The organism is Niabella hirudinis, from assembly GCF_051201075.1.
Taxonomy (GTDB): Bacteria; Bacteroidota; Bacteroidia; order Chitinophagales; family Chitinophagaceae; genus Niabella; species Niabella hirudinis.
Genome location: NZ_JBPEHJ010000002.1, coordinates 414,461 through 436,853, shown reverse-complemented (window position 1 = coordinate 436,853; position 22,393 = coordinate 414,461). Strand labels below are relative to the sequence as shown.

Annotated in this window: 21 protein-coding genes and 1 pseudogene; 12 read left to right on the top strand and 10 right to left on the bottom strand. The window is 45.8% G+C overall.

Annotated features, from left to right (window positions below):
- The 8 genes from GGU45_RS05285 (at position 1) to GGU45_RS05250 (ending at position 7,905) form a co-directional block, all read left to right on the top strand.
- On the top strand, positions 1-678 hold the full coding sequence (locus tag GGU45_RS05285) for a response regulator transcription factor (protein WP_435222673.1): 678 nt from the start codon (positions 1-3) through the stop codon (positions 676-678).
- The gene (locus GGU45_RS05280) at positions 675-1,925 is read left to right on the top strand and encodes a sensor histidine kinase (RefSeq protein WP_435222671.1); all 1,251 of its coding nucleotides are present in this window, start codon (positions 675-677) and stop codon (positions 1,923-1,925) included. The genes GGU45_RS05285 and GGU45_RS05280 overlap by 4 nt, the downstream gene beginning before the upstream one ends.
- Positions 1,926-2,042: 117 nt before the next feature.
- Positions 2,043-2,459 carry a PepSY-like domain-containing protein gene (locus GGU45_RS05275; RefSeq protein WP_435222669.1) on the top strand — a complete coding sequence of 139 codons (417 nt, stop codon included), beginning with the start codon at positions 2,043-2,045 and terminating at the stop codon, positions 2,457-2,459.
- A gap of 33 nt (positions 2,460-2,492) precedes the next feature.
- Entirely contained in the window at positions 2,493-4,661 is a 2,169-nt protein-coding gene (locus tag GGU45_RS05270; RefSeq protein WP_435222668.1) for a TonB-dependent receptor, read from the top strand.
- Positions 4,662-4,807: 146 nt separating this feature from the next.
- Positions 4,808-5,590, top strand: a complete 783-nt coding sequence (locus GGU45_RS05265; protein WP_435222666.1) for a phosphatase PAP2 family protein — start codon at positions 4,808-4,810, stop codon at positions 5,588-5,590.
- A gap of 329 nt (positions 5,591-5,919) precedes the next feature.
- Positions 5,920-6,882: an ion channel gene (locus GGU45_RS05260; protein ID WP_435222664.1), complete on the top strand. Its 963-nt coding sequence runs from the start codon at positions 5,920-5,922 to the stop codon at positions 6,880-6,882.
- Positions 6,883-6,915: 33 nt separating this feature from the next.
- Complete coding sequence (locus tag GGU45_RS05255; protein WP_435222662.1) at positions 6,916-7,248, top strand: hypothetical protein; 333 nt, start codon at positions 6,916-6,918, stop codon at positions 7,246-7,248.
- 117 nt (positions 7,249-7,365) lie between these two features.
- On the top strand, positions 7,366-7,905 hold the full coding sequence (locus tag GGU45_RS05250) for a TlpA disulfide reductase family protein (RefSeq protein ID WP_435222660.1): 540 nt from the start codon (positions 7,366-7,368) through the stop codon (positions 7,903-7,905).
- Between the two features lie 158 nt (positions 7,906-8,063).
- Here GGU45_RS05250 and GGU45_RS05245 read toward each other — a convergent pair whose 3' ends face one another.
- From GGU45_RS05245 to GGU45_RS05235, 3 genes are all read right to left on the bottom strand, one after another.
- Complete coding sequence (locus GGU45_RS05245) at positions 8,064-9,194, bottom strand: serine hydrolase domain-containing protein (protein ID WP_435222658.1); 1,131 nt, start codon at positions 9,192-9,194, stop codon at positions 8,064-8,066.
- A 1,015-nt stretch (positions 9,195-10,209) separates the two neighbouring features.
- A complete protein-coding gene (gene cls, locus GGU45_RS05240; RefSeq protein ID WP_435222657.1) occupies positions 10,210-11,670 on the bottom strand; it encodes a cardiolipin synthase in 1,461 nt (486 codons plus the stop codon).
- Between the two features lie 151 nt (positions 11,671-11,821).
- Positions 11,822-12,832, bottom strand: coding sequence for an LLM class flavin-dependent oxidoreductase (locus GGU45_RS05235; protein ID WP_435222656.1), 1,011 nt, complete (start codon positions 12,830-12,832; stop codon positions 11,822-11,824).
- 584 nt (positions 12,833-13,416) lie between these two features.
- Here GGU45_RS05235 and GGU45_RS05230 point away from each other — a divergent pair.
- The gene (locus tag GGU45_RS05230; RefSeq protein ID WP_435222654.1) at positions 13,417-14,643 is read left to right on the top strand and encodes an MFS transporter; all 1,227 of its coding nucleotides are present in this window, start codon (positions 13,417-13,419) and stop codon (positions 14,641-14,643) included.
- Here the strand turns inward: GGU45_RS05230 and GGU45_RS05225 are convergent.
- The 3 genes and pseudogenes from GGU45_RS05225 to GGU45_RS05215 all read right to left on the bottom strand — a co-directional run bounded on the left by GGU45_RS05225 (position 14,606) and on the right by GGU45_RS05215 (position 15,961).
- The gene (locus GGU45_RS05225) at positions 14,606-15,031 is read right to left on the bottom strand and encodes an SRPBCC family protein (RefSeq protein WP_435222653.1); all 426 of its coding nucleotides are present in this window, start codon (positions 15,029-15,031) and stop codon (positions 14,606-14,608) included. The two genes, GGU45_RS05230 and GGU45_RS05225, sit on opposite strands and share 38 nt — an antisense overlap.
- Before the next feature lie 381 nt (positions 15,032-15,412).
- Positions 15,413-15,664 (bottom strand): annotated as a pseudogene (locus GGU45_RS05220) (type II toxin-antitoxin system RelE/ParE family toxin); the annotation flags it as partial.
- 57 nt (positions 15,665-15,721) lie between these two features.
- Positions 15,722-15,961, bottom strand: coding sequence for a hypothetical protein (locus GGU45_RS05215; protein WP_435222651.1), 240 nt, complete (start codon positions 15,959-15,961; stop codon positions 15,722-15,724).
- Positions 15,962-16,240: 279 nt separating this feature from the next.
- On the opposite strand from GGU45_RS05215, the gene dinD reads away from it, so the two are divergent.
- Entirely contained in the window at positions 16,241-17,089 is an 849-nt protein-coding gene (gene dinD / locus GGU45_RS05210) for a DNA damage-inducible protein D (RefSeq protein ID WP_435222649.1), read from the top strand.
- 180 nt (positions 17,090-17,269) lie between these two features.
- Positions 17,270-17,803, top strand: a complete 534-nt coding sequence (locus GGU45_RS05205; RefSeq protein WP_435222647.1) for a helix-turn-helix domain-containing protein — start codon at positions 17,270-17,272, stop codon at positions 17,801-17,803.
- A 175-nt stretch (positions 17,804-17,978) separates the two neighbouring features.
- On the opposite strand, the gene GGU45_RS05200 is transcribed toward GGU45_RS05205, so the two are convergent.
- From GGU45_RS05200 to GGU45_RS05185, 4 genes are all read right to left on the bottom strand, one after another.
- Positions 17,979-18,650: a hypothetical protein gene (locus GGU45_RS05200; RefSeq protein WP_435222645.1), complete on the bottom strand. Its 672-nt coding sequence runs from the start codon at positions 18,648-18,650 to the stop codon at positions 17,979-17,981.
- On the bottom strand, positions 18,640-19,077 hold the full coding sequence (locus GGU45_RS05195; protein WP_435222644.1) for a hypothetical protein: 438 nt from the start codon (positions 19,075-19,077) through the stop codon (positions 18,640-18,642). Before GGU45_RS05195 ends, GGU45_RS05200 begins: the two co-directional genes overlap by 11 nt.
- Before the next feature lie 173 nt (positions 19,078-19,250).
- Positions 19,251-20,957: an AIPR family protein gene (locus GGU45_RS05190; protein ID WP_435222642.1), complete on the bottom strand. Its 1,707-nt coding sequence runs from the start codon at positions 20,955-20,957 to the stop codon at positions 19,251-19,253.
- A gap of 213 nt (positions 20,958-21,170) precedes the next feature.
- A complete protein-coding gene (locus GGU45_RS05185) occupies positions 21,171-21,587 on the bottom strand; it encodes a helix-turn-helix transcriptional regulator (protein WP_435222641.1) in 417 nt (138 codons plus the stop codon).
- A gap of 173 nt (positions 21,588-21,760) precedes the next feature.
- Between GGU45_RS05185 and GGU45_RS05180 the strand changes: the two genes are divergently transcribed.
- Complete coding sequence (locus tag GGU45_RS05180; protein ID WP_435222639.1) at positions 21,761-22,390, top strand: hypothetical protein; 630 nt, start codon at positions 21,761-21,763, stop codon at positions 22,388-22,390.
- The last annotated feature ends 3 nt before the right edge of the window (positions 22,391-22,393 follow it).

Here is a 22,393-nt window from a genome sequence, read left to right as displayed (position 1 = left end):
ATGAATATCCTGATTGTTGAAGACGAGCCTGCACTGAGCAAAAGTATCGTTACCTACCTGAAGCAGGAAGGCTATACCTGTGCGGTAGCGGCAACAGCGGCGGATGCCCTGGCAAAAACAGAGGTATTTGACTATGATTGCATCCTGCTGGATATCATGCTACCCGATGGAAACGGGCTCGACCTGCTCCGGACCCTGAAACGGGATAAGCGTATGGATGGGATCATTGTGGTTTCTGCCAAGGACGCGCTGGACGATAAAATAACCGGCTTGCAACTGGGCGCGGATGATTACCTGGCCAAGCCTTTTTATCTGCCCGAGCTAAGTGCGCGTGTGGCTTCCGTGATCCGTCGCCGGAAGTTTGAGGGCAGCAATGAGCTGGAGTTGAACGAAATTAATATAGATACGGCTTCCCGTATGGTAAGGGTGCATCAAAATGTTGTGGATCTTACAAAGAAAGAATTTGATCTGCTCATCTATTTTATCGTTAACAAAAACCGCGTGCTATCCAAGACCGCGATAGCCGAACATCTCTCCGGCCCGGATGCCGATCTGTTCGAAAACTTTGACTTTATCTATGCGCATATCAAAAACCTCAAGAAGAAACTGGCGGCAGCAGGCGCAGATGATTACCTGAAGTCGGTTTATGGAATGGGGTATAAATTTGAAGTGCTTTGAAGCTGATCCATTATATATCCACCCGGTACAGCCTTTATACGATTCTACTGGCCATTTTATCGGTACCGTTGTTCTATGTACTGGTACAACGCATCATGATGTATAACCTGGATGAATCGCTGGGATACCAGAAAACCTGGATCCTGCAGAAGCTGGAGACCGGTCCGCCGGAAGATTTTACCTCCTACAATAATAGCGTAGTCATTACCCCCACCGGTAATAAGACGGTCCGGGATACGTTTTACAGTAAAGATATTTTTATACCGGAGGATCACGAAATGGTAAAACACCGGGTACTGGAATCGGTGATCCGGGTAAACGGGAAGTATTATGCGCTGCAGATTCAGAAATCCATGCTGGAGGATGCCGATCTTGTAAAAAGTATTTCCCTGCTGCAATTTGTTTTTATTCTTTTCCTGCTGGCAGGCCTGTTCCTTATTAACCGGAATCTTTCCCGCAATATTTTGAAACCTTTCCAGGATACCTTGCGCAAGCTGGCGGGTTACCGGGTCGACAAACATCAAACCCCTCAGTTTGAACCGACAGCCATTCAGGAATTTGGGGAACTGAACCGCTCGCTGGACGCGCTGTTATTACGGAATGCCCATCTGTACAAGGCACAAAAGGAATTTACGGAAAATGCGGCGCATGAAACGCAGACGCCCCTGGCCATCATTCAAAGCAAGCTGGATTTGCTGTTGCAAACACCCGTAAACGGAGAACAGGCAGGGCTTATAGAAGAATTGACTCTAAGCGTGCGGAAACTTCAGAAACTGAATCGTACGTTGTTGCTGCTAACGAAAATAGAGAACAACCAGTTTCCGGAAACAGAATCCATCGATGTTAAGACGGTTGTAATGCATACCGCCGACCAATTTACAGACATGATCGTTGAGAAACAGATCCAGCTGGAGACCGGCTCGCTGGAAACCTCCCGGATAGAAGCCAACGGTGCATTGATCGATATCCTGATCAGTAATCTTTTTTCAAATGCCTTCCGGCATACCGCTTCAGGAGGCAGGATCCGGCTATCCCTGTCACAGCATACGTTTACGGTAAGCAATACGGCTTCGGGTTCGGCGCTGAACGCAACGCAGATCTTTCAGCGGTTTCAAAAACAGTCAACCGATTCAAGAAGTGTGGGACTGGGATTGGAGATCTGTAAACAGATCTGCGAATTGTACGGCTACAAGCTACAATACCGGTTCCTGGAGCAGCAACATTCTTTTTCGGTCTCATTTCCCTAACCGGGCACTATTTTTTTGTTAAGGACCGGGACGGGAGTTCGAAATTCCATTTTTCTACAGAATCAGCCCCCAATTTTATACCGTCCGATTTTTATCCTACTCTAAAAAATGTTGAAAATGAAAACAAAGATCTTACTGGCTGGCCTGTTGACAGGTATCAGCTTTGCCGGGTTCGCCCAATCGAAAACGGTGCCCGTGGCTGTAAAAACGGCTTTTGAGCACCAGTACCCCGGCACAAAGGCCAAATGGGAGAACGAAGATGGTAATTATGAAGCCTCTTTTACCAACAAGGGTGTAAAAACAAGTGCAGTATACAACAAGGGCGGTAAGCTGATAGAAACTGAAACCGCCATATCGGGGGATGCATTTCCCAGAGCTGCAAAGGACTATATCGCACGAAAAAAATTAGGTGCCGTAACCGAAACTGCTAAAATAACAAAGGCTGACGGTACTGTATCCTATGAAGCTGAAATAAAGAAGACGGATTATTTGTTTGATGAGAAAGGAGCTTTTTTACGTGCGCAAAAAGATTAGCCGCTAGACGCATAATAAAAACGAACGCATACGATGTACCGAATTTTTGTTTTGTTGATAGGAGTTTTTTGTAGTTTGAATATTCATGCCCAGTCAAAACTGCGGTTTCAGTTTCAAAACCCGGTTTCGGAAAAGGCGGTCCCGGGTGTTACCGTTTCTGAGGACGGAAAGGCAACGGCCATTGCAGATACCAGTGGTGTTGCGGCCCTGTCAGTTCCGTCAGGGGTGCTTCATTTTTCTTTTTCTGCCGTTGGTTATGAAAAAGAGCAATTGACGATCCATATTACGCAGGATACAATGTTGGTCATAAAAATGAAAGGGCTTGCCAGGGAAATGGACGAAGTGGTGGTAGTGGCTACTACCCGGAATAACCAATCCATTGAAAACGCGCCCATAAAAGTGGAAGTATTGGGGAAGGAAGAGATGAATGAAGAAAACGGTATCCGGCCTGCCAATATCGCCAGTATATTGGGTGATGTCAGTGGCGTACAGATCCAGCAAACCAGCGCCACATCGGGTAATTCCAATGTGCGCATTCAGGGGCTGGATGGGCGCTACACCCAGATCCTGCGGGATGGAATGCCCTTGTACGATGGTTTTAGTGGAGGGTTTGGCATCCTTACCATTCCGCCTCTGGATCTGCAACAGATCGAACTGGTGAAGGGATCGGCCTCTACCTTATATGGTGGTGGCGCCATTGGCGGATTGGTCAACATTATTTCAAAACGGCCAACGGCGGCGCAGGAAGGAAGCATTACGCTGAACCAGACCACCCTGAAGGAGACTGATGCCAATGCCTATTTGTCGAAACGGTATAAAGGATTTGGATATACACTTTTTGGAGGGTATATCCATCAGAACCCCGTGGATGTAAACAAAGATGGTTTTTCTGATGTTCCCAAACTGAATAGTTATAATATACATCCGCGTTTGTTTTTCTATCCCAGGAATACCACCATTATTCTTGGTTATAACGGGAACGTTAATAACACCAAAGGCGGGGATATGCAGGTGTTAAAAGGAAACTCCGATGCCGTGCACCAGTATTTTGAGCAAAACAATACGACGCGTCATTCCGGCGAACTGGTAGTGGAGCACCATTTCGACAGTGGTAAAAGCCTGTATTTTAAAAATACGGTAAGTGACTACACCAATAATTTTGCAGACGCCCAATTGAACTATAAGGGCAATCAGCTGAGTTACTACAGTGAACTATCTACACTCATCCCCTACGGAAATAAGAACAGTTTTGTAGGTGGGGTAAACGTAACCGGCGACCAGTTTAAGGCAACGCATCAGAATCGGTTTATCCCGATCGCTTCGCTGAACAATAATACCATCGGGGCCTTTGCACAAAATACCTGGACCATAAAAGATCAGGCTACATTGGAACTGGGCCTCAGGGATGACTATCATCAGAAATATGGCAACTTCTTTTTACCAAGGCTGGCCTTTTTCAACCGGTTTAATGAGCATTGGGCTACCCGCCTGGGGGTAGGCTGGGGCTATAAAGTGCCCAATCCGTTTACGCCCTGGTATATGGATTATACCCCGGATAAAATTGCGGCCCTGCCGGCCAATATCACCCCTGAAAAATCGATAGGATATAATGCAGAAGTAAATTACAAGCTGGACTGGGAGGGTGGAAACAGCCTGTTTATTAACCAGGCCTTCTTCCTTACACAGATCAAAGATCCGATTTACGGAACCATTCATCCGGATGGAGCCCTCTTCTACCAGAATGGGAATAAAACGGTGCTTAGTCGCGGTTTTGATACCTATGTGAAGGCAACACTGGATGCATGGGAACTGTATGCCGGATATACCTATACCGTGGTAACCAGGAACTATCTGCCACAGCAGCAATTTATGCCGCTGACGCCCCGGAATAGAATGTCGTTTGTGCTGGCCCGTGATTTTGAAACAGCGGGCTTAATGGCCGGACTCGAGGGCTCATATAATGGAAGTCAGAAACGGCTGGACGGCTCCAATACCCCCCATTACATGTTTATGGCGGCAATGATTCAAAAGCACCTGGGAGATCATGTAACCGTGGTATTGAATTGTGAAAACCTGCTGAACTATAAGCAAAGCAAGGTGGAAGCCTTATATACAGGCTCTGTAACCGATCCTCAATTTAACCCGCTATGGGCACCTATCGATGGAAGAGTGGTGAATCTGTCGCTTCGTCTCAAATTGTAAAAAAGAAACCGACATGATAAAGGTTTCCATTTTTATCACACAAGAGAATGATCCCGATAATTATCCGGATCAGCATCAAAGACTACAGCTGACCATTAAAACCCCGTCCGAACGGCATTCAGCCGGGCGGGCATAAAAATTTACGGATGAAAAAAATCACATTCCTGCTCCTTTGTTTTGGTTCGTCGTTTTCATTATTGGCCCAGCAGGATTCTACTGCGTTGGCTGTTGATTCCGCTCAGGTACGGCTCCGGGAGCTGCCAGCCTCAGGTAGCCCGGTCCGGTTAAAACAATTTATTGCACCGGCTACGCTGATCGCATTGGGCGGACTTGCAGATGGTACGAACCTGTTCAAAGGATTGAACCAGACAACAAAGAATGAAATTGTGGAAGATCATCCCACTTTTGGAACACGTGTCGACAATGTGTTGGCATACACACCCGGGCTGGCGGTATTTGCGCTGCGGGGGCTGGGGATAAAAGGAAAAAATACGCTGGGGCATGAAGCCATCCTGTATGCCATGTCGCTGGGTATTAATACGGCATTAGTAACACCGTTAAAACATATAACCAATGTGGAGCGTCCGGATGGCAGCAACCGTTTGTCTTTTCCTTCGGGGCATACGTCAACGGCATTTGCATCGGCGGAGTTTCTCCGGAGAGAATACAAGGATGTATCGCCCTGGTATGGCATCGGGGGCTACCTGGTGGCAACGGCAACCGGTGTGCTCCGGATGTATAACAACCGGCACTGGCTGGGTGATGTGGTGGCGGGCGCAGGGCTTGGTATTGCCTCCACCAACCTGGCCTATCTCTGTTACAATAAATTGCATATCGGACAGAAAAAAGAGAGGCAGGGAAGTACCACGTATTTTTATCCCGCTGTTTCCGGCGGGTCGTATGGGGTTGGACTGGTAAAGAATTTTTAGTAATCTATTTTTTATATGAGATGCTGACGGGCCCTCCGCTTTTTCGGTTAGGTTTCAACAGCAATGATTGTAAGGTGTCCGCGAAGGCAGCAATGAGCGCCGGATTATTCTAAATCTCTTTGTGTTCTTAGCGTATTCCTGGCGCTCTCTGCGGTTTAAAATGGACCGCAATGCACGCAAAGTATCCGCGAGGAACGCAATGAGGGCCGGTTAATCGTAAATTCGCTGCACTCTTTACCTGCCCCGATGCCTGGTCGGATAGGCGTTGAAAAAAAACACAAAAAATCTTGTGCCCCCGATAATCAGATTTATTTCAATAATTTCACCCTATGGCAATGGGAAGAAAACGGGCACAGGGGAAAACGGTAGACAATACCGGGCTGAATACCGCAGTAACGGCGAAATACGCCCGTTTTATCAATAAGGATGGAAGTGTCAACGTGATCAACCGATCGGGATCGGTATTTGATAAATACAGTATTTACAATTTCCTGATCAACCTCAGCAGCTGGAAATTCGGTCTGCTCATCATTGGATTTTACACAACCATCAACCTCCTGTTCGCCATTGTGTATTACCTGTTCTGCATTCCGCATCTGCAGGGGTTGGTGCGGGGAACGCCGCTTGAAACCTTTGAAGAAGCCTATTTCTTTTCTTCGCAAACATTGACCACGGTAGGATATGGCCGCATCAGTCCCATCGGGTTTATTACCAACACCATTGCTTCTATTGAAGCGCTGGTGGGCATTTTGACCCTGGCCATCATTACCGGCTTGTTGTACGGCCGCTTTGTAAAACCCCGGGCCTATATCCGGTTTAGCAAACACGCCATTATTGCCCCGTTCCGGACGGGGAAGGCCATTATGTTCCGCATGGCGCCCATAAAAAACGCCACCCTCAGTGAAGTGTCCATACAGGTTACCGTAAGCATGCTGGTCAGTGAGAACGGCCAGGATAGTTACCGGTATTTTTCCCTGCCCCTGCAGTTTAATACCATTAATTCGCTGCATATATCCTGGACGGTGGTGCATCCTATCAACGAGGAAAGCCCGGTGTACAATATGACCATGGCGGAGCTGGAACAGGCCGATTTTGAAATGATGGTCTATCTGAAAGCCTTTGACGAAGATTTTTCCAACACGGTAATTGCGCGTACCAGCTATACCTATGGAGAGCTGGTGAATGGAGCAAAATTTGTTCCGGTGTACCATGAATCCCCGGAAGGAAGGGGAACCATCGTGGAATTATCCAAATTGCACGACTACCGGCAACATCCCGAAGCCGCGATCTGATGATTTACATTCATTTCTTTAAATTTGCCTCGCTTGAAAATACGGTACCATATCATTGTATATAGTTTGCTGGCGGGAGGGATCCTGTTGTTCAGCATGCCTATGTTAAGACCCGCCTGCAAGCGGCTGATGTACCAGGTGAACGCGGCAGCCGGTAAGCACCAGGTTCCGGCCGGAGATATGGAGGCCCCGGTATCCTGTGGTGTTGCGGGTATCGCAATTGAACCGGTTGAGGTAGAGTATGCGCCCGAGCTGCCCGCATTGATCCTGAAGAAAAACTACCCGCTGGCAAAAACCCGCTTTCCGGCAGATCCGTTCCCCGAATGCATTGATGCACCTCCGCGGAATAGCGCTGCTGTGATATAAAATAGTAAGAGACTATCTCAGAAGCCGCTTAACAGCGTATTGTCATTCTGAACCTGTTTCAGAATCTTCTCACCTCAAGAAATAATGGATTTTAATTTAACAATCAAAAAACAGTGAATGAAACTGAATACTATTATACTGATGATCGGGTTGGGCATAGTTACCCTTACAGCCTGCAAAAATGAAGGAAAGCAGGATGCGGCTGATAGCACGGCACCTGCAGCAACAGATACCGTAGCGGCAGCACCCGCGGTAGCGATGATGCCGGCATTTAAAATGTCAGACGAGCAGGGCAAGCCGGTAACCCTGGAATCCCTGAAAGGGAAAAAAGTGGTGGTGAATATCTGGGCCTCCTGGTGCCCGCCCTGTCGCGCGGAAATGCCATCAATCCAGAACCTGTATAAAAAAACAGATAAAGAAAAAGTGGCCTTTGTATTACTGTCGGTAGATGATCAGATGGAAGATGCTGCGGCATTTAAAAAGAAACAGGGCCTAAATATGCCTGTATTTTTCCCTGCGGAAAACCTGCCGCTCCTCTTTAATGTACAGGCCATTCCCTCCACTTTTATTTTTAATGAAAAAGGAGAGCTGATCAAGAAAATGGAAGGCATGGATAATTATGATACCCAGGAGTATGTAGATCTGCTGAAGGGATAATTATAAGTTAACAGGTCAATAAGTTGATGGGTTAACAGGGGCGGTTAACGGAAAAACGTTGCTCTCTTGTTAACCCGTTTGCTTTTAAATGTATGGCCGTCAGTGAAAGCATATGCCCCATGTCCCCAATCCCCCGTCCCCCAGGCAAGCACCAACAATTATTTCATCATCCCATTATAAAGCTCATTAATAACATCATACAACAATGCCACCACTGATTTCTTATATTGTGGCAGGCAGCCATTGGTAATCACCACAAACCCGAACTTTTTTTCCGGTTGAAAAAACATACTGCTGTACAGGCCATAGGCATCGCCGGTATGGCCCACCATTTTTTCGCCGTCAATTAAATTTTCGGTAGACCAAAGTGCAAGGCCATAGTTCTCCTTGTCGGACAGTTTGGTCTGCATGGTCCTGCTGCTCGCTTCACTGATGATCCGTACATTATTGGAGGTGCCATAGTTCATATGCATCATCATATACCGGGCCAGGTCCAGGGCGGAGATCTTCATGCCGCCGGTGGGGGAAAACAGGGGCGTACTGTATCCCCTGGTATAGTTGGCCAGCCTGGCCTTTGGGGAAGCATAAGCACCCGGTGAAACCGCAAAGGTTTTGGAAGAATCGTTGTATTCATAAAGCGGCACCAGGCGGTTGCGGTCCAGCGAATCTACATTGTAGCCACCATATAAGCGCAGCGGGTTTAAAATATGATTTTTTACATATTGGTCAAACTGCTCCCCGGAAAATTTTTCAAGAATGCTGCCGGCCAGGTTAAAATTCAGATTGCAGTACTGGTAGCCTTCCCCGGGTTTGTAATCATTATAGCATTGTGCCCAGTTGGGATTTTTATCGGGGTTGATGGCATCCAGGGTAAAATACCCGTTTTTATCGTTGATGCTGGATGTGTGGGAGAGGATCATTCTGAGGGTGATCGGCACATCCGGGTATTTAGGATTGTTAACCTTAAAGCCAACGAGTTTGGTTACCGCATCATCCAGACTCAGCTTGCCGGCTTCCACCAGTTGCAACAGCGAAGTGGCGGTAAAGGACTTGGAAATAGAAGCAATGCGGAAGATATCGGTGTTCTGGATAATGGTTTTATCGTCCCTGTTCTTGTATCCGAATGATTTATTATAAATGATCTTGTTATCTTTTACAACAGCAACAGATAAGCCAATGGCCTGGTATTGCTGCATCAGTTTTAAGAGGTTGTTTTCAACGGAATCCTGTGCCGTTGCGTTCCCCAGCAATAGCCCCGTAAGGAGCATGATAAAAAGACAATGTTTCATCGTTGATCAGTGGTTTGGAAAAGAAAGGTACAATTATACTTCGTCTTTGCTCAGTATAATGGAAAATTGATCATTTTTTTATCCATTGCCCGGCACAAAGGAAAAATGGTCAAACTTATGCTGGGCATGGTTCAGATCGTGCTTTCATTGCGATTGCGGAAATTGAAAAAGCGGTTAGAGCCCTGATCTGCTATCAATCTTGTCTCGAAGTCATTAACGGAAAGCATCTGTTTTTGAATTGGCTTCATCCAAAACAGGCTTCACTGTTTGCCGCAGCAATAATTTTGAACATGCTAACGAAGCGATTACATACTCGCAGGGCGTCCGCCGCACAGCGAAAGATAAAATCAAGTGGAATGGCGGTTGTGACGCCGATAAGATAGTTTCAAAAATGAGGTTGTGCGAAAGGCTGTCATAACCAGGCCTGCAACGCAGATTTTATCGGTTCCGCATTGCCCGTAAATGTTCGAAAAATACCGAAATTTCATCGGGCGGAATTCGCCTTGTGGCGGACAAGATTTTTATTCGCTGATTTATTATTTTTTTAATGGACCTTATGAGCTCCCTTCGGTCGGTTGCTCCACTTTTCATTCCCGATCCATCGCATGCGCATCAAGTTGAGAACAGATCATGTTGCCATGAAATGTAGTACGGGTAAGCCTTTCACGCCATAAAGATCGCATCTTTTAATGGCAAACAGGCGCAGCGCGCCGTTGACCCTTATAACGATGAACGCCCAAAACATCCCGTAGCCGCAGCGCGGCGGTAATTTTGTGCTCGGGGCTTGTACAGACCGCAATGATTACCGGTGCGCTGCACCTTTATCGCTCGTATTGTCGTTTACTAACAGGATCAGCGCTGCGCTGCAGCTCCCAGGGCAAAAATTAACCTGACGCGCATGCGATGGACCGGGAGAAAAGTGGAAAAAGAAAAAATCCAGGAAGTCCAACTTAAACAGCCGGCCCTTCATATAGGCGCTGTGCTGCAACTTTTCACTGGGTGAAAATTTAATTGTCTATAACAGCGGTGACAACAGCCGGCAGGTTTTTTCAAACAGCTGAATGTACAATGGCCGGCTCAGCCATTTTTCAGCGTCGATCTGTTCCGCATCCAGCAGGTCATTTTCAAAGGCCTGTGCCAGCTGCTCCGCAATAGCAGTATCATATACGAGCGCATTCACTTCAAAGTTCAGGTCAAAACTACGATGATCCATATTGGCGGTGCCCACCATGACCAGGTTGCGGTCCGATACCAGGGTCTTGGCATGCACAAATCCCTTTCTGTACCGATAGACCTCTACACCTGCTTTCAGCAACGCGGCATAATAGGAATTAGCGGCAGTATTTACAAGTAATGAATCAGAGATGCCCGGTACCAGGATCCGGATCCTTATACCACTGTAGGCGGCTACGATCAGGGCTTCCATAATGCTTTCACCCGGGATGAAATAGGGAGTGGTGATCAGCAATTCTTTTTTAGCCAGACCAATAGCCCGGAGGATGGCATAAAGGATGGTGGGATTATCGGAATCCGGACCACTCACCGCGGTTTGTACCAGCTTGTTTTCCTTCTGCAGGAGGGTATGCACGGGCGGAAAAAACTGTTCATTCACCGTAAGCCGGTCGCCGGCGCAAAAATTCCAGTCGGCCAGGAACAGGTATTGCAGGTAATACACACCGGGGCCCTGGATCATCAGGTGGGTATCCCGCCAATAGAGTTTATTATTAAAGGCCGGATCGTTCACATACTTATTGCTTACATTGATGCCGCCTACAAATGCGGTATGTCCGTCAATAATGATGATCTTCCGGTGGTTGCGGTAATTGAGCCGGTTGGCCAGGGCAATAAAAATGATCTTGTGAAAAGGAAAGGCCTTCACACCCGCGCTGCGCAGGCGTTTGATCAGTTTTCTCCGGATGGAGTGACTGCCAAAATCGTCATAAATAAAGCGGACTTGCACACCCTGTTGTACTTTTTCAATCAGCAGATCGGCAATCGCATTCCCCGTTTCATCGTTCTCGTAAATATAATATTCTATGTGGATGTGATGGGTGGCCGCACGCAATTGTTCCAGCACCCGGGGAAACTTTTGTTCGCCATTTAATAGCAGTTCCACATGGTTCTGTCCGGTTAACGGACTGCCCTCCCGCAACAGGTATTGAAAGAGCCGATCATTATTGCTTACCGCTGCTTTTCCCTGGGTGTATGCTTCGATGGAGCGGGTCTGTATCCGGTCGTTGAGCGATGCTTCCATCGCCTCGTTCATCAGTAATTTTTTGCTATAGAGTTTTCTGCGCCGGTAATTGATCCCAAAGGAAAAATAGGTGAACATACCGATCACCGGTAGAAAGATGATCAGCAGCAGGTAGGCCAGTGTTTTGGTGGAGCTGCGCGTATCATAGATCACCCGCATGCAAACCAGGATCACCAGGATCACATACAATACTTCCGCCACAAGAAGCCAACTCCAGTTCATAACTGTAAGTTAGCCCAAGGAATTTAAAATAATGCATGTAAAATGTAAAAAGCAAACGGTCTGCAGTGCAGGAGCTTCCTTTTTTGAAAGCTAGTCAACACTTCTATATTCCGGTGCCCCCCTAGTCTCTCCGTCACCTTTTAAGAAAATATCACCCCTCTGTAAAAATATCCTTCAGCAAGGAATAAGACCGCAGTTTCTTTTTCTGATCAAACACCTGCGAAATAACCATCAGCTCCTGTATCCCGGTTTGCTCAATAAAATCGGTCAACTCTTCCTTTACTTTTTCCTTACTTCCAAAAAACGCATTGGACAACATATGCATCACCCCGTATTTCTGCTCGGGAGTCCAGAGCTTTTCCAGTTCCTCATGCGAAATGGGCGGTTGCAGCGGAGATCGGCTATTGGTAAAAATACCCAGGAACATGCGGTAAAGCGAGGTGGAGAGCGCGGCTGCTTCGGCAGTGCTATCGGCCACAATCACGTTCACGCAGGCCATCGCGTAAGGCTTGTCAAGTACCGCCGAGGGTTTAAAGCGACTATGATAGATCTCCATCGCCTGCATCAGCTGCGCCGGAGCAAAATGCGCGGCAAAGGCATAGGGCAGACCCATCTCCGCAGCCAGGTAAGCACTGTCGGTACTGGACCCCAGCACCCATAACGGAATGTCCACACCCTCACCGGGAAGGGCTCTCACCTTGGCATGACTGTTTTCTTTACTGAAATATTGTTGCAGGGCTTCGATATTGCTTTTAAAATCATAGGGAATATTTACCGGTGCCTGGCGAATGGTCATGGCCGTAAGCGCATCGGTGCCGGGTGCCCTTCCCAGCCCCAGATCAATCCGGTTGGGGTACAGGATGCCAAGGGTGCCAAATTGCTCGGCAATGATCAGCGGTGAGTGATTGGGCAGCATAATACCGCCGGATCCTACACGGATGGTTTGGGTACCGCCGGCTACATAGCCAATGAGGATGGAGGTAGCAGCGCTGGCCACGCTTTCCATATTATGGTGTTCAGAAAACCAGTACCGGGTATAGCCCAGCTGTTCAGCATGCCGGGCACTTTCCAGACTGCGTTCAAAGGATTGTTGTAAGGTATCGTCCTGGCAAACGGTAGCCAGGTCCAGGATAGAATACCTGATGTTTTGTAAACGGCTCATATATCCGGTTTTACTGTTGGCCGGGCATTTCCGGGGAACAGGCAAGTATACTTCGCCCGGGATAAACAGTGAGCTTTTTATAATCAATTGATTCACTTTTTATCCCTAGCTCAGTATAGAAGAACAGTTCTGGAAGAAAAAAGTTTTGAGGCCACTGAGTCACAGGCCACTGAGGCAAAGAAACACAGAGGAGTTATTTTGTATTAGGCCCCTGGTAAAAATTCTGCGCACATGTCTTCCCGTCCCCTCAATACAAATACCGGGCCCCCAAATACTTGTTAAATGTGCCCCCATAATGTTACTTTTGCCCGCTGTTTTATCCGTATTGGCAATAACAGCCCCTTTACCATTTCATAATGTCGCCAACTGCTTAATCGATTGTAAATAAATTATTAATGAGCCATTTTCTAATGCCTTTAACACCACTCGCCGCCCAAAATAATAGTTGGGTATCATGGTGCCAGCGGTATTTTGTAACCATAAAGCCGGTTATTGAAACTACCTTGCATATAGCGAGTTGTGTTTGACGAACGATAATGCGTACTAGATACACATTTTATTAATAAAGACCTTTCTTAGAAGCAATGAATAAAAAATTATTTCCCCTGGCCCTTGGCGGCCTGGGTATCGGAACAACAGAATTTGTGATCATGGGGCTGCTGCCGGATGTGGCACAGTCGCTGGGTGTTAATATACCGGTGGCCGGGTACCTCATCTCCGCCTATGCGCTGGGTGTGGTCATCGGGGCGCCCTTGCTGGTGGCGTTGTCCGCCAAATACCCACCTAAGCGGATCCTGATCGGCCTGATGGTCCTGTTTACCCTGTTTAACGGACTGTCGGCCTTAATGCCCGGTTTTTACAGTCTGTTCTTTGCCCGGTTCTTTTCCGGCTTACCCCATGGTGCGTTCTTTGGAGTGGGGGCCATCGTGGCTTCGCGGCTGGCGCAGGAGGGCAAACAGGCAAGGGCCATTGCCATGATGTTTACGGGACTTACTGTGGCCAACCTGGCCATGGTACCCCTGGTTACCTTTATCGGGCACCAGTTTAACTGGCGACTGGCCTTTGGAATGGTATCCGTTATCGGTGCGCTCACCATCTTATTCCTGCACCTGTGGTTGCCGGCCATGCCCAGCATGAAAACGACCGGGCTACGCCAGGAATTGCAATTTTTTAAGACAAAAAAATCCTGGCTCATCATTGCCATTACCGGTATCGGTTTTGGCGGATTATTTGCCTGGTTCAGTTATATTGCCCCGCTCATGACTCAGGTCTCTGGTTTTAGCGAAAGCTCCATTTCCTATATCATGGTGCTGGCCGGCGGGGGCATGGTGGTGGGCAACCTGGTAGGCGGTTATATGGCGGACCAGATGAAACCTATTAAGGCGGCAGCGATCCTTTTTTCGTTGATGGTGGCCGCGCTCATCGCCGTATTCTTTTTCTCCGGCAACCAGCCCGTATCCCTGGCGCTTACCTTTATATGCGGGGCCCTGTCCATGGCCGTGGGTACACCGGTAAATGTGCTCATGCTGCGCTCTGCAAAAAAATCGGAGATGATGGCGGCGGCCATTATGCAGGCGGCTTTTAACGTAGCCAATTCATTAGGCGCCTATTTTGGCGGTATCCCACTAAAGCATGGGTTCGGATACCAGTATCCCTCGCTGGTGGGTGCAGTAATGGCCTTTGCCGGTCTGGGGCTTTGTGTACTGTTTATCCGGCGCTATCAGCAGGAACGGGCCGTTAGCAAAGTACCCGCTATGGCTGCTACCACCCGGATCATTGCTCCAGAAAACCGCGAAGCGACCTGCCCATAATTTCATTCCAGCCCTGTTCGTAGTTTTCCTTTGCAAAGGCGGCACCGCCATCTGCCAGTTGCTCAATGCCGGTATGGGTGAGCAATACGCGGGTCTGGTCCCCTTCCGCAAACAGCTCCCAGGTAAGCAGGGTAGTACCCTTGCTTTGCTCCGGGTGCGTCCAGGTATGCTGAAACTTTTGCAGGGGAACGATCTCCGTAATAGTGCACCGGTGCAGAAATTCCTTTTTCTCGCTTTCATAAAACTCAAAGCTGCTGCCTACTTCGTGCCGTAAATCGGGAATGTTGAAATACCAGCTTTTTATCTGGTCCTTATCGGTAAGCGCCAGCCAAACTTTTTCAACCGGCGCATTATAGGTTTCTTCATGTATTACGGTTTGCGGTTCCATTTTTTTTATAAAGTTAACACGAATCCGGCAAATGCCCGGTCGGGCGGAATGGTGGTTTGGTTCCGGTTGATCGGGATTGTTTTTTTGGGCGTGTCCCCGGCCTCCCATCGCTACCAGGTCTGGCTGCGCGGCCGGGGCCGGGCAACGGCGAAGCCCTCATGAGCGCCATTAAAAAACAATAAAAAGGATGGCGAATAATTCGCTCATACTCCGCCGCAGCCCCACCGCACAGGACTTCAGCGGGGTATCCGCTTCCATCCCTCACGCGGGCTTCCCGTTTCTTTATCCGGGTTGGTTTCCCTGAATGTCACGCTGAGCCTGTCGAAGCGTGATGCTTGCGGTATTGAATATAGAAACAACAGTAGTTAGCGCTTACTACTACTATTTAGGCTTGGTAAATTTCCATTGTGGATCCCTTTTGTGGTGATAAATAGAAATAACGACTACCACTTTTTTAACCGAATCAAAATAGTACACCATGCTAAATGGGTATTTGCTTAAAGAAATTTCTCTGAAATTGTTGTAGGTATTGCGGTAGCGATCAGGATGGACACATATTAACTCAATGGTGCGTTCTACAGCAAGTACAAAGTTATCTGCTGTTTTGGAGCTTCTTTCATCATACCAGGCAAAGGCGTTTTCATATTCCTGGCAGCAACAGGATCAAAAATATATTTATAGGGCATTCAGTTAGCTTTTCCGCTTTTTAGCTGCTTTCAGCCGCGTACTCATTTCATCGGGTGTCACCATTTCTCCACCAGTTAAATAGTGTTGCAGCCTGCTATCCAGCTCCAACTTAAAACCTTCATTGTATTCTGTTATGGATTCCTTAATCTCATCCTCTACCATCACATAAATGGCTTTAAGTTTTTTATCATCTGCTATCTCCAGATAGTTGTGTAATTGTGCTTTTATTGTTGCGGTATCCATGATCACAAATTTACTGAATTTTTGGTAAGTAATTTGTTGCCTTAGGCGGAACGATATACTGTTCATTATCAATATCGTAAGGTCGTCGGTTTTCCAAACACCGTTAGAAAACTCAGCCACATGTCACGCTGAGCCTGTCGAAGCGTGAGCTTGCTACCAATACCCCCGGAATCAAAATGGCTGAAAAAGGAATTGCAATTTCCGGTATCATTTCAATGCTTTTTATGTAAATTAGATGCAACAATAAATAGCATTACGCTAAGCAACCTAAAACAAAGAATGATGAAATTAACACCAAAAGAAAATACGGTTTTTGAACAGATTAAGCACACAGATGAGGCCGGTAATGAGTTCTGGAGTGCCCGCGAAATATCTAAAGTGCTGGAATATGCAGAGTACCGAAACTTTAAGCCCGTAATTAAGAAAGCGAAAGAAGCCTGCAAAAATAGCGGGCAGCCGACAGAAAACCATTTCGTGGATTTTCACGAGATGGTCAAAATAGGCTCCGGCGCAGAACGGAGTTTTGATGATGGCGTCAAACTCTCACGCTATGCCTGCTACCTGATCGTACAAAATGCCGACCCCTCAAAGGAAGTGGTGGCCCTGGGACAAACCTATTTTGCGGTGCAAACCCGCTTGCAGGAAATTCATCAAATGGATGCCTATAATCGTTTGAATACCGAGTCGGAAAAGCGATTATTCCTGCGTAATGAAATGACCAAGCACAATATGCAGCTTGCGGCGGCGGCAAAAAATGCGGGAGTGGTTGCGCCGGTGGATTACGCCATTTTCCAGAACCATGGCTATATGGGCTTATATGGTGGTTTAGATGCTAAAGACATACACCAAAAGAAACGACTTAAAAAAAGCCAGCAGATCCTGGATCACATGGGTAGTACCGAACTGGCCGCAAACCTTTTCCGGGCTACACAAACCGAGGAGAAGCTGAAACGTGAAGACGTTAAGGGAAAACAAAAAGCCAACCAAACACATTTGGAAGTAGGTAAAAAAGTGCGGAAAACCATACAGGATTTAGGAGGAACAATGCCGGAAAACCTGCCGGTAGCGGATAGTATTAAAAAATTGGAGAAGGGTAGCTCTAAAATTCAGAGGAAAGGGAGTGAATGAACGAAATTTATGGAAGCAAGCCAATAACATTGCTGAGACCCGGAGCGCTTGTTGTAATCAAAAATTTTGTAATCGGATGGTTTGATTACAACTAACCTGATTACAAATTTGTAATCAACTCAGCCAAATTTTTCAATCTGATTACAAAATGCTAACTTGAAGCAGCTAAATAACTGTTTTATGAAAGCCCTTAGAAAAGAACTGCAATTAACCCAACGCCAGCTATCCATGCTCATCGGCGTATCCCAACCCCTGTTGGCACTTTATGAAAGAGAATTGCGTCAGCTGCCCGCCGAAGCCTCCCATAAATTGTCGGAACTGCAATTACTATTGCAGCAGGCATCCCTGCATAAAAAGGAGCTTCGTATTCCACCGCAAAAGGCCGTCCGGGACAAAGTGGATGCATTACTGAAAAAGCACCAGCGGCGGGCCAATCATACAGCCCTGCGCCTGGGCCGGGAGCTGGAGCAGCTGCAGGAGCGGTACAATAAGCTGTTGCAACGGCTAACGGTGATCCAAACCCTGATGCAAAAAACGGAGCGGGCTACCCACCCGGAAGGTCTGCTGGAAAATATGGAAATGGAAGCGCTCAACGAAATGGCCCATTGTTGCCCGGAAAAGCAGGCCCTCCTCCAATACCGGATCTCCCTTTCCAATGCCTGGCAGCAGCTGGCAAGGGAGGCATATACGGGTGTGAGAGAGGAGGAGGAATAGCTGGTCATATCTTGCGCAGGCCTCCTGGTCTGTGTATAAAAGTTACTTAACCCGGGCTATTTTGATATCCGGCTGCCGGGTTTAGGATCCATGTGGACTATGGCCGCCAGCTTAAGTGAAAAGCACGGCAGACTGCAGTATTTATAGACATTGATTCCTGTGCAGGTGTAAACATCTACCATTTTTCAAAAATAGTACCCTTCAAGAAGAAGTCATAAGAGTAGAGCTGATCCTTAATTTCTTTTTTCTTCAAAAGAAATTCTTTCGTATCCAATTTGCCATTTTCCCTTGCTTCAATAAGGCTTGCAAGCTCTTGCCTTTTCAGGTGTCGCTTTTTGGCGGTTTCATAGTCCTCCCGCTCTTTTTCTCTTTTTTGCACTATATCTTCCCGGTTTCTGATTGGATTTAGCTGGCTGGTTGTTCGTTCAAGAGAATATCCATTGCGTTCCTGATACAAAATGACCTGCCCAAATTTAAAAAAGGGAGGTTGGCATATAAACTGCTGGTAGCCATCTGCGTTAAACTCAATACTCCCTTGCCGGGTTATGATCGTCCAGTGATAAGTTCGATCCCCTTGCTCGCGCTCTATATCTTCAATTTCAATATCTTCAAATCCGAAAGAAAAATTGAAGCCCAGATTTTTTACATCGTTAAAAACCAGCGTAGCGGGCGATATCCAAAAGGTAAAGGGCAACCCCTTAACATCCGGCTCGTTCCATTTGAAAATATAGTCAATGTCCAGCTCCAGGTCATTTGCTAAGTTTATTTGATGGATGGTATTGTCGTGCCAGCCCATTTGTTCAAAATCAGCATCCGTCCACAAATATTTTTCTGGTTCATAATGCATGGTAGCTTCCTCCATTTAATGTTTTAGTATCAATATCGTACGAAAAAGGGCTCCAGTGGTCATCCTCGTAGGTGGGGTCGAATGCTTCGCCTGTTACGATGTTATTTTTAACAGTAAACACTTTTACCCCATCCCAGGATATTCTTTCGGTGTGCCAATAGCTGCCATCCGGTTCTATAATGGTTAAATGGATACAGCCAACAAGAACATAACGCCCTTTATTGGCTGGGTAAAGTTCCGTATAATCAGCCCCAAATACAGCGGCTGGCTTGGTCTCCTCCGGGTTCATTATATAACAGGCCCCTTTTGCAATGATCAAAGGGTAGGGAGTATTATCCAGCATTGCGATGTTTGTTAATTCCGTCCAACCCGGTGCAAAGTTGGCCACCCAGTTAGAGCCGTCTTCTTTATGAAATCGAACAGCCACGCCTTCTGAGTAAAAAGGTTCTTCGCCTTCTGAAATTGAAGTATACATCGGCCCATAAGCAGGCAGACCATTTAGTAATTCGTATCGCTTCGGCGTACTTATTCTATTCAAAATTCATCGTTGGTGAAAAGCTATTTAAAAGGAGTAATAACACGCACAAAAAAGAATAACTATTACTTAATGACATAGTCTATTAGAACTTTCGTTTTTGACAAAACCTTTAAGTTTGCTTTATCAGATTTATCAAAGCCCGATTTTTCTATGATTTCGATACACTTTTGGAAAGATTTTAAAGTTTTGTTTTCGTCATTTAAAATTGTTATTAACGGCTCACAATATTTATCCATTTTCTTACTATTAAATGCCGGAAGTGGAGTTTTGGAATTTATAATTCTAAATAACATTAGTATATGAAATCTTACCTTTTTGTAAGAAGAATCAATGCTGCCTTTTCTAAAAAGTGTTTCTAACTTATAATAACAGTATGCGCTGGTATAATAGGGGGAAAATACATGGTCATTCCCGAAAATCACTCCTTTTCCTTCATTTAAGCGTTTAACTATTGAACCAAAATAACTGGTAACATTATGTGGCTCATCTAAAAACATGGCGACAAATGATTTGATTTGATAAGGTACTGTAATTATACGAGATTTAAGGACACTACCATCGGAATTAAATTGCTTAGAACGCCTTTCATAATAAATTTTGGAATCGCCAGTGTAAGAATTATAATATTGCTCTAAACTGCGTTGAAATTGTGTTAACGCCGCTAATTGCTCTTTTTTAATTGGTGTTTGGTTATTTGTTGCTAAAGTTATACGAGTTTTCACATCGTCATCTGTAGTTGCAATTAATTTGATAGGAACATTTACTTTGCTAATAGTTGAACTTGCCCTATTATTATAAAGTACATTGCTTGTCTGACAACCATTTACAATTTGGTAATCCGTAATTGTAAATTGGTCTCCTGTGGGAGATATTGAGCTCGCAACAATTGTGACACCATTGTTAAGAACACTGAATATTTCCGAGTCTTCACTATTTAAAGTTGAGGCAATTCCACCATTTACATCGTTGTTGTCACCTTGGAAATCCCTGACATTATCCTCAAAAACATTTAACAGAATATCATCATCAGATGAGACGATTTTTAGAAATTCTGCAAAAGGAATTAATCCGATATAGGCTTGCGATACTCCATTGATTTTGGGAATGGTTATTCTATTGTTAAATGTAATTGTTGTTGACACTGATTCTTTTGTCTTTCGGTATGCAGTGGCCAATTCTCGGGCTCCGAAAGGCGTAAGAATTATCTTTTCAAACAAGTTTGTTTGTTCAAGTGAACTAACACCGCTGTCAATTACTGCCCTTACATTTGTATCGTTTGTCCATTTACCTGTCGTAACATAAAACAATTTTAATGTTGGATTCTCCCTGAATTTTGGAGCTTTTTTAAATAAGTAATTAGAGATTTCTGCGAACCGCTTAATATCATCATTTCTCACCAGCTTCGGTTTAAGAGAAAAAAAATCTTGAACCCCAAAAAGAAATGTATTTATATCACTACCGTCAAAACTGGATGATGTTTTTGATTGGACAAGAATAAACTCAATTTCTAAAAAATTATTTTTATCAAGCAAATCATCTATTTCATCAGTACTGTCGACCAATTGTCCATTTACAATTATTGCAATACCATCTAATCCAGTATCGTTCCCGTCTCCAACAGTAATTGCTTCAACATCAAATGTTTTGTTATACTCATTTGAAGCAATGGTATAATTTGCGAGTTTTTCAAAATCCTTTGCTTCATCTTGTGATGCGATTTCCAAATTAGCCAAAAGTTCAGCTACAAGGCTTTCCGTGATTCTGTCCATTTTAATTTTCGATTTGTTTACTTATCATGTCTATGACGGCACTTGCCAAGATTTTTTATATGAATTCTCCCGCGTTAGGGATTAGCTCGTTTCTCTTTTATGTTTTTAATGGTCTCGCTGAGGGCGTCGCCGTTGCAGCGGCATCCTTTTGTGGAGTGCAACGGAACAAAAGATATAGCGGAAAGTCCGGCCCGAAGGGAACGCCCTAAAAAATCATTTCTTTTCAATCAACCGTTCCAATTTCTCAATCATTTCCTTTTGTTGCTGCAACATGCGCTCGTATAGTTCAATCATTTTATCAAGCGGATTGAAAGTAAGTGTGCAGTTGTAATTGTTGCCTATTGCTCCATGATTTGAACTACTATCATTGAATGTATTAATATATGCAATAGCAGCTTCTTCATCAAAATTCTGTATCGCTTCCACCGGTATTTTCAACGCCGCAGAAATCTGCTGAAGCAGGGGCGCATCAATCGTTTCTTTCTGTTCCAATAAAGAAATTTTTTGCTGGTTCCAGTCATCTCCCAGTTCAAAAGCCAGAGCATCCTGTTTTATACCCAGCATTTCACGAAAGCGTTTGATGTTCCTTCCCTGATGTATTTTTTTCTCCATAGCCTCTGTATTTGTCATAGGTTCAAATTTAAGCGTTAATAATGAATTGCATCGCTTTTTAAAGGTACGTAAAATACGGAGGTAAAAAACAAGGAGTAGCCGGTATTTTACACCGGTTCTATGTTGCTTACCGGCTTGCGGCGCAGGTACTTTGTGGTGTTATATGATTCCAAAACACTAAAACAAAAAAGATGGAAAACAACGATCCTTTTTTTATGACGGGCTGGGGCAGGGAAGGCATTACGGACCCCCTGAAGGTATTTTCTGAAATTTTTTCTTATATGGATATCGAAGCGCTGCGCCGGGTTATAACAAAAATTACAGACTATGCATTGGCCGACAAAACCTACAGCCGGCGTGCACCCGGCGATGTATTGGTGGATATGAAAGTGGTACGATCCGCACTGCTGGCGGCACATGCGCTGCAGGATGCTGCCAGCAAGGATATGGTGGAGGCTACAAAGCAGGATCTGCTGTACCCGTGGCAGTATTGCTCCGGCATGGGCAAACTGAACCACTGGGGCGATTTTCCGCGGAATGTATCGTTTAAAGAGTACTGCAATCCCTACAATGTATTTAAAAAGCTGTTCAGCAAACGCCCGCTCAGCGAATGGATCAACGAGTGGGAGCAACTGGTGGAAGCCGCGCTGAGCCCCTGCAACCTGGACGGCGAACGATCCGTGCTGCGCACCCGTACCGGTTTATTAAAACTGCTGGAAGCGGCACATTTGATATGGATAAGGGACGGCGATGGCGGATTTGCAAAACAACATGCCGCCAAACAGTCCGATGGACAAACGAAACCAGTCCCCGTTTCTTAACCC

Excerpts from the sequence above, each read along its gene's own strand:
- dinD (WP_435222649.1), top strand. The coding sequence starts at position 16,241 with ATGATGAAATTAACACCAAAAGAAAATACGGTTTTTGAACAGATTAAG.
- GGU45_RS05260 (WP_435222664.1), top strand. The coding sequence starts at position 5,920 with ATGGCAATGGGAAGAAAACGGGCACAGGGGAAAACGGTAGACAATACC.
- GGU45_RS05245 (WP_435222658.1), bottom strand. The coding sequence starts at position 9,194 with ATGAAACATTGTCTTTTTATCATGCTCCTTACGGGGCTATTGCTGGGG.
- GGU45_RS05205 (WP_435222647.1), top strand. The coding sequence starts at position 17,270 with ATGAAAGCCCTTAGAAAAGAACTGCAATTAACCCAACGCCAGCTATCC.
- GGU45_RS05215 (WP_435222651.1), bottom strand. The coding sequence starts at position 15,961 with ATGGATACCGCAACAATAAAAGCACAATTACACAACTATCTGGAGATA.
- GGU45_RS05250 (WP_435222660.1), top strand. The coding sequence starts at position 7,366 with ATGAAACTGAATACTATTATACTGATGATCGGGTTGGGCATAGTTACC.
- GGU45_RS05180 (WP_435222639.1), top strand. The coding sequence starts at position 21,761 with ATGGAAAACAACGATCCTTTTTTTATGACGGGCTGGGGCAGGGAAGGC.
- GGU45_RS05225 (WP_435222653.1), bottom strand. The coding sequence starts at position 15,031 with ATGGAACCGCAAACCGTAATACATGAAGAAACCTATAATGCGCCGGTT.
- GGU45_RS05285 (WP_435222673.1), top strand. The coding sequence starts at position 1 with ATGAATATCCTGATTGTTGAAGACGAGCCTGCACTGAGCAAAAGTATC.
- cls (WP_435222657.1), bottom strand. The coding sequence starts at position 11,670 with ATGAACTGGAGTTGGCTTCTTGTGGCGGAAGTATTGTATGTGATCCTG.
- GGU45_RS05190 (WP_435222642.1), bottom strand. The coding sequence starts at position 20,957 with ATGGACAGAATCACGGAAAGCCTTGTAGCTGAACTTTTGGCTAATTTG.
- GGU45_RS05230 (WP_435222654.1), top strand. The coding sequence starts at position 13,417 with ATGAATAAAAAATTATTTCCCCTGGCCCTTGGCGGCCTGGGTATCGGA.
- GGU45_RS05265 (WP_435222666.1), top strand. The coding sequence starts at position 4,808 with ATGAAAAAAATCACATTCCTGCTCCTTTGTTTTGGTTCGTCGTTTTCA.
- GGU45_RS05200 (WP_435222645.1), bottom strand. The coding sequence starts at position 18,650 with ATGCATTATGAACCAGAAAAATATTTGTGGACGGATGCTGATTTTGAA.
- GGU45_RS05185 (WP_435222641.1), bottom strand. The coding sequence starts at position 21,587 with ATGACAAATACAGAGGCTATGGAGAAAAAAATACATCAGGGAAGGAAC.
- GGU45_RS05235 (WP_435222656.1), bottom strand. The coding sequence starts at position 12,832 with ATGAGCCGTTTACAAAACATCAGGTATTCTATCCTGGACCTGGCTACC.
- GGU45_RS05275 (WP_435222669.1), top strand. The coding sequence starts at position 2,043 with ATGAAAACAAAGATCTTACTGGCTGGCCTGTTGACAGGTATCAGCTTT.
- GGU45_RS05270 (WP_435222668.1), top strand. The coding sequence starts at position 2,493 with ATGTACCGAATTTTTGTTTTGTTGATAGGAGTTTTTTGTAGTTTGAAT.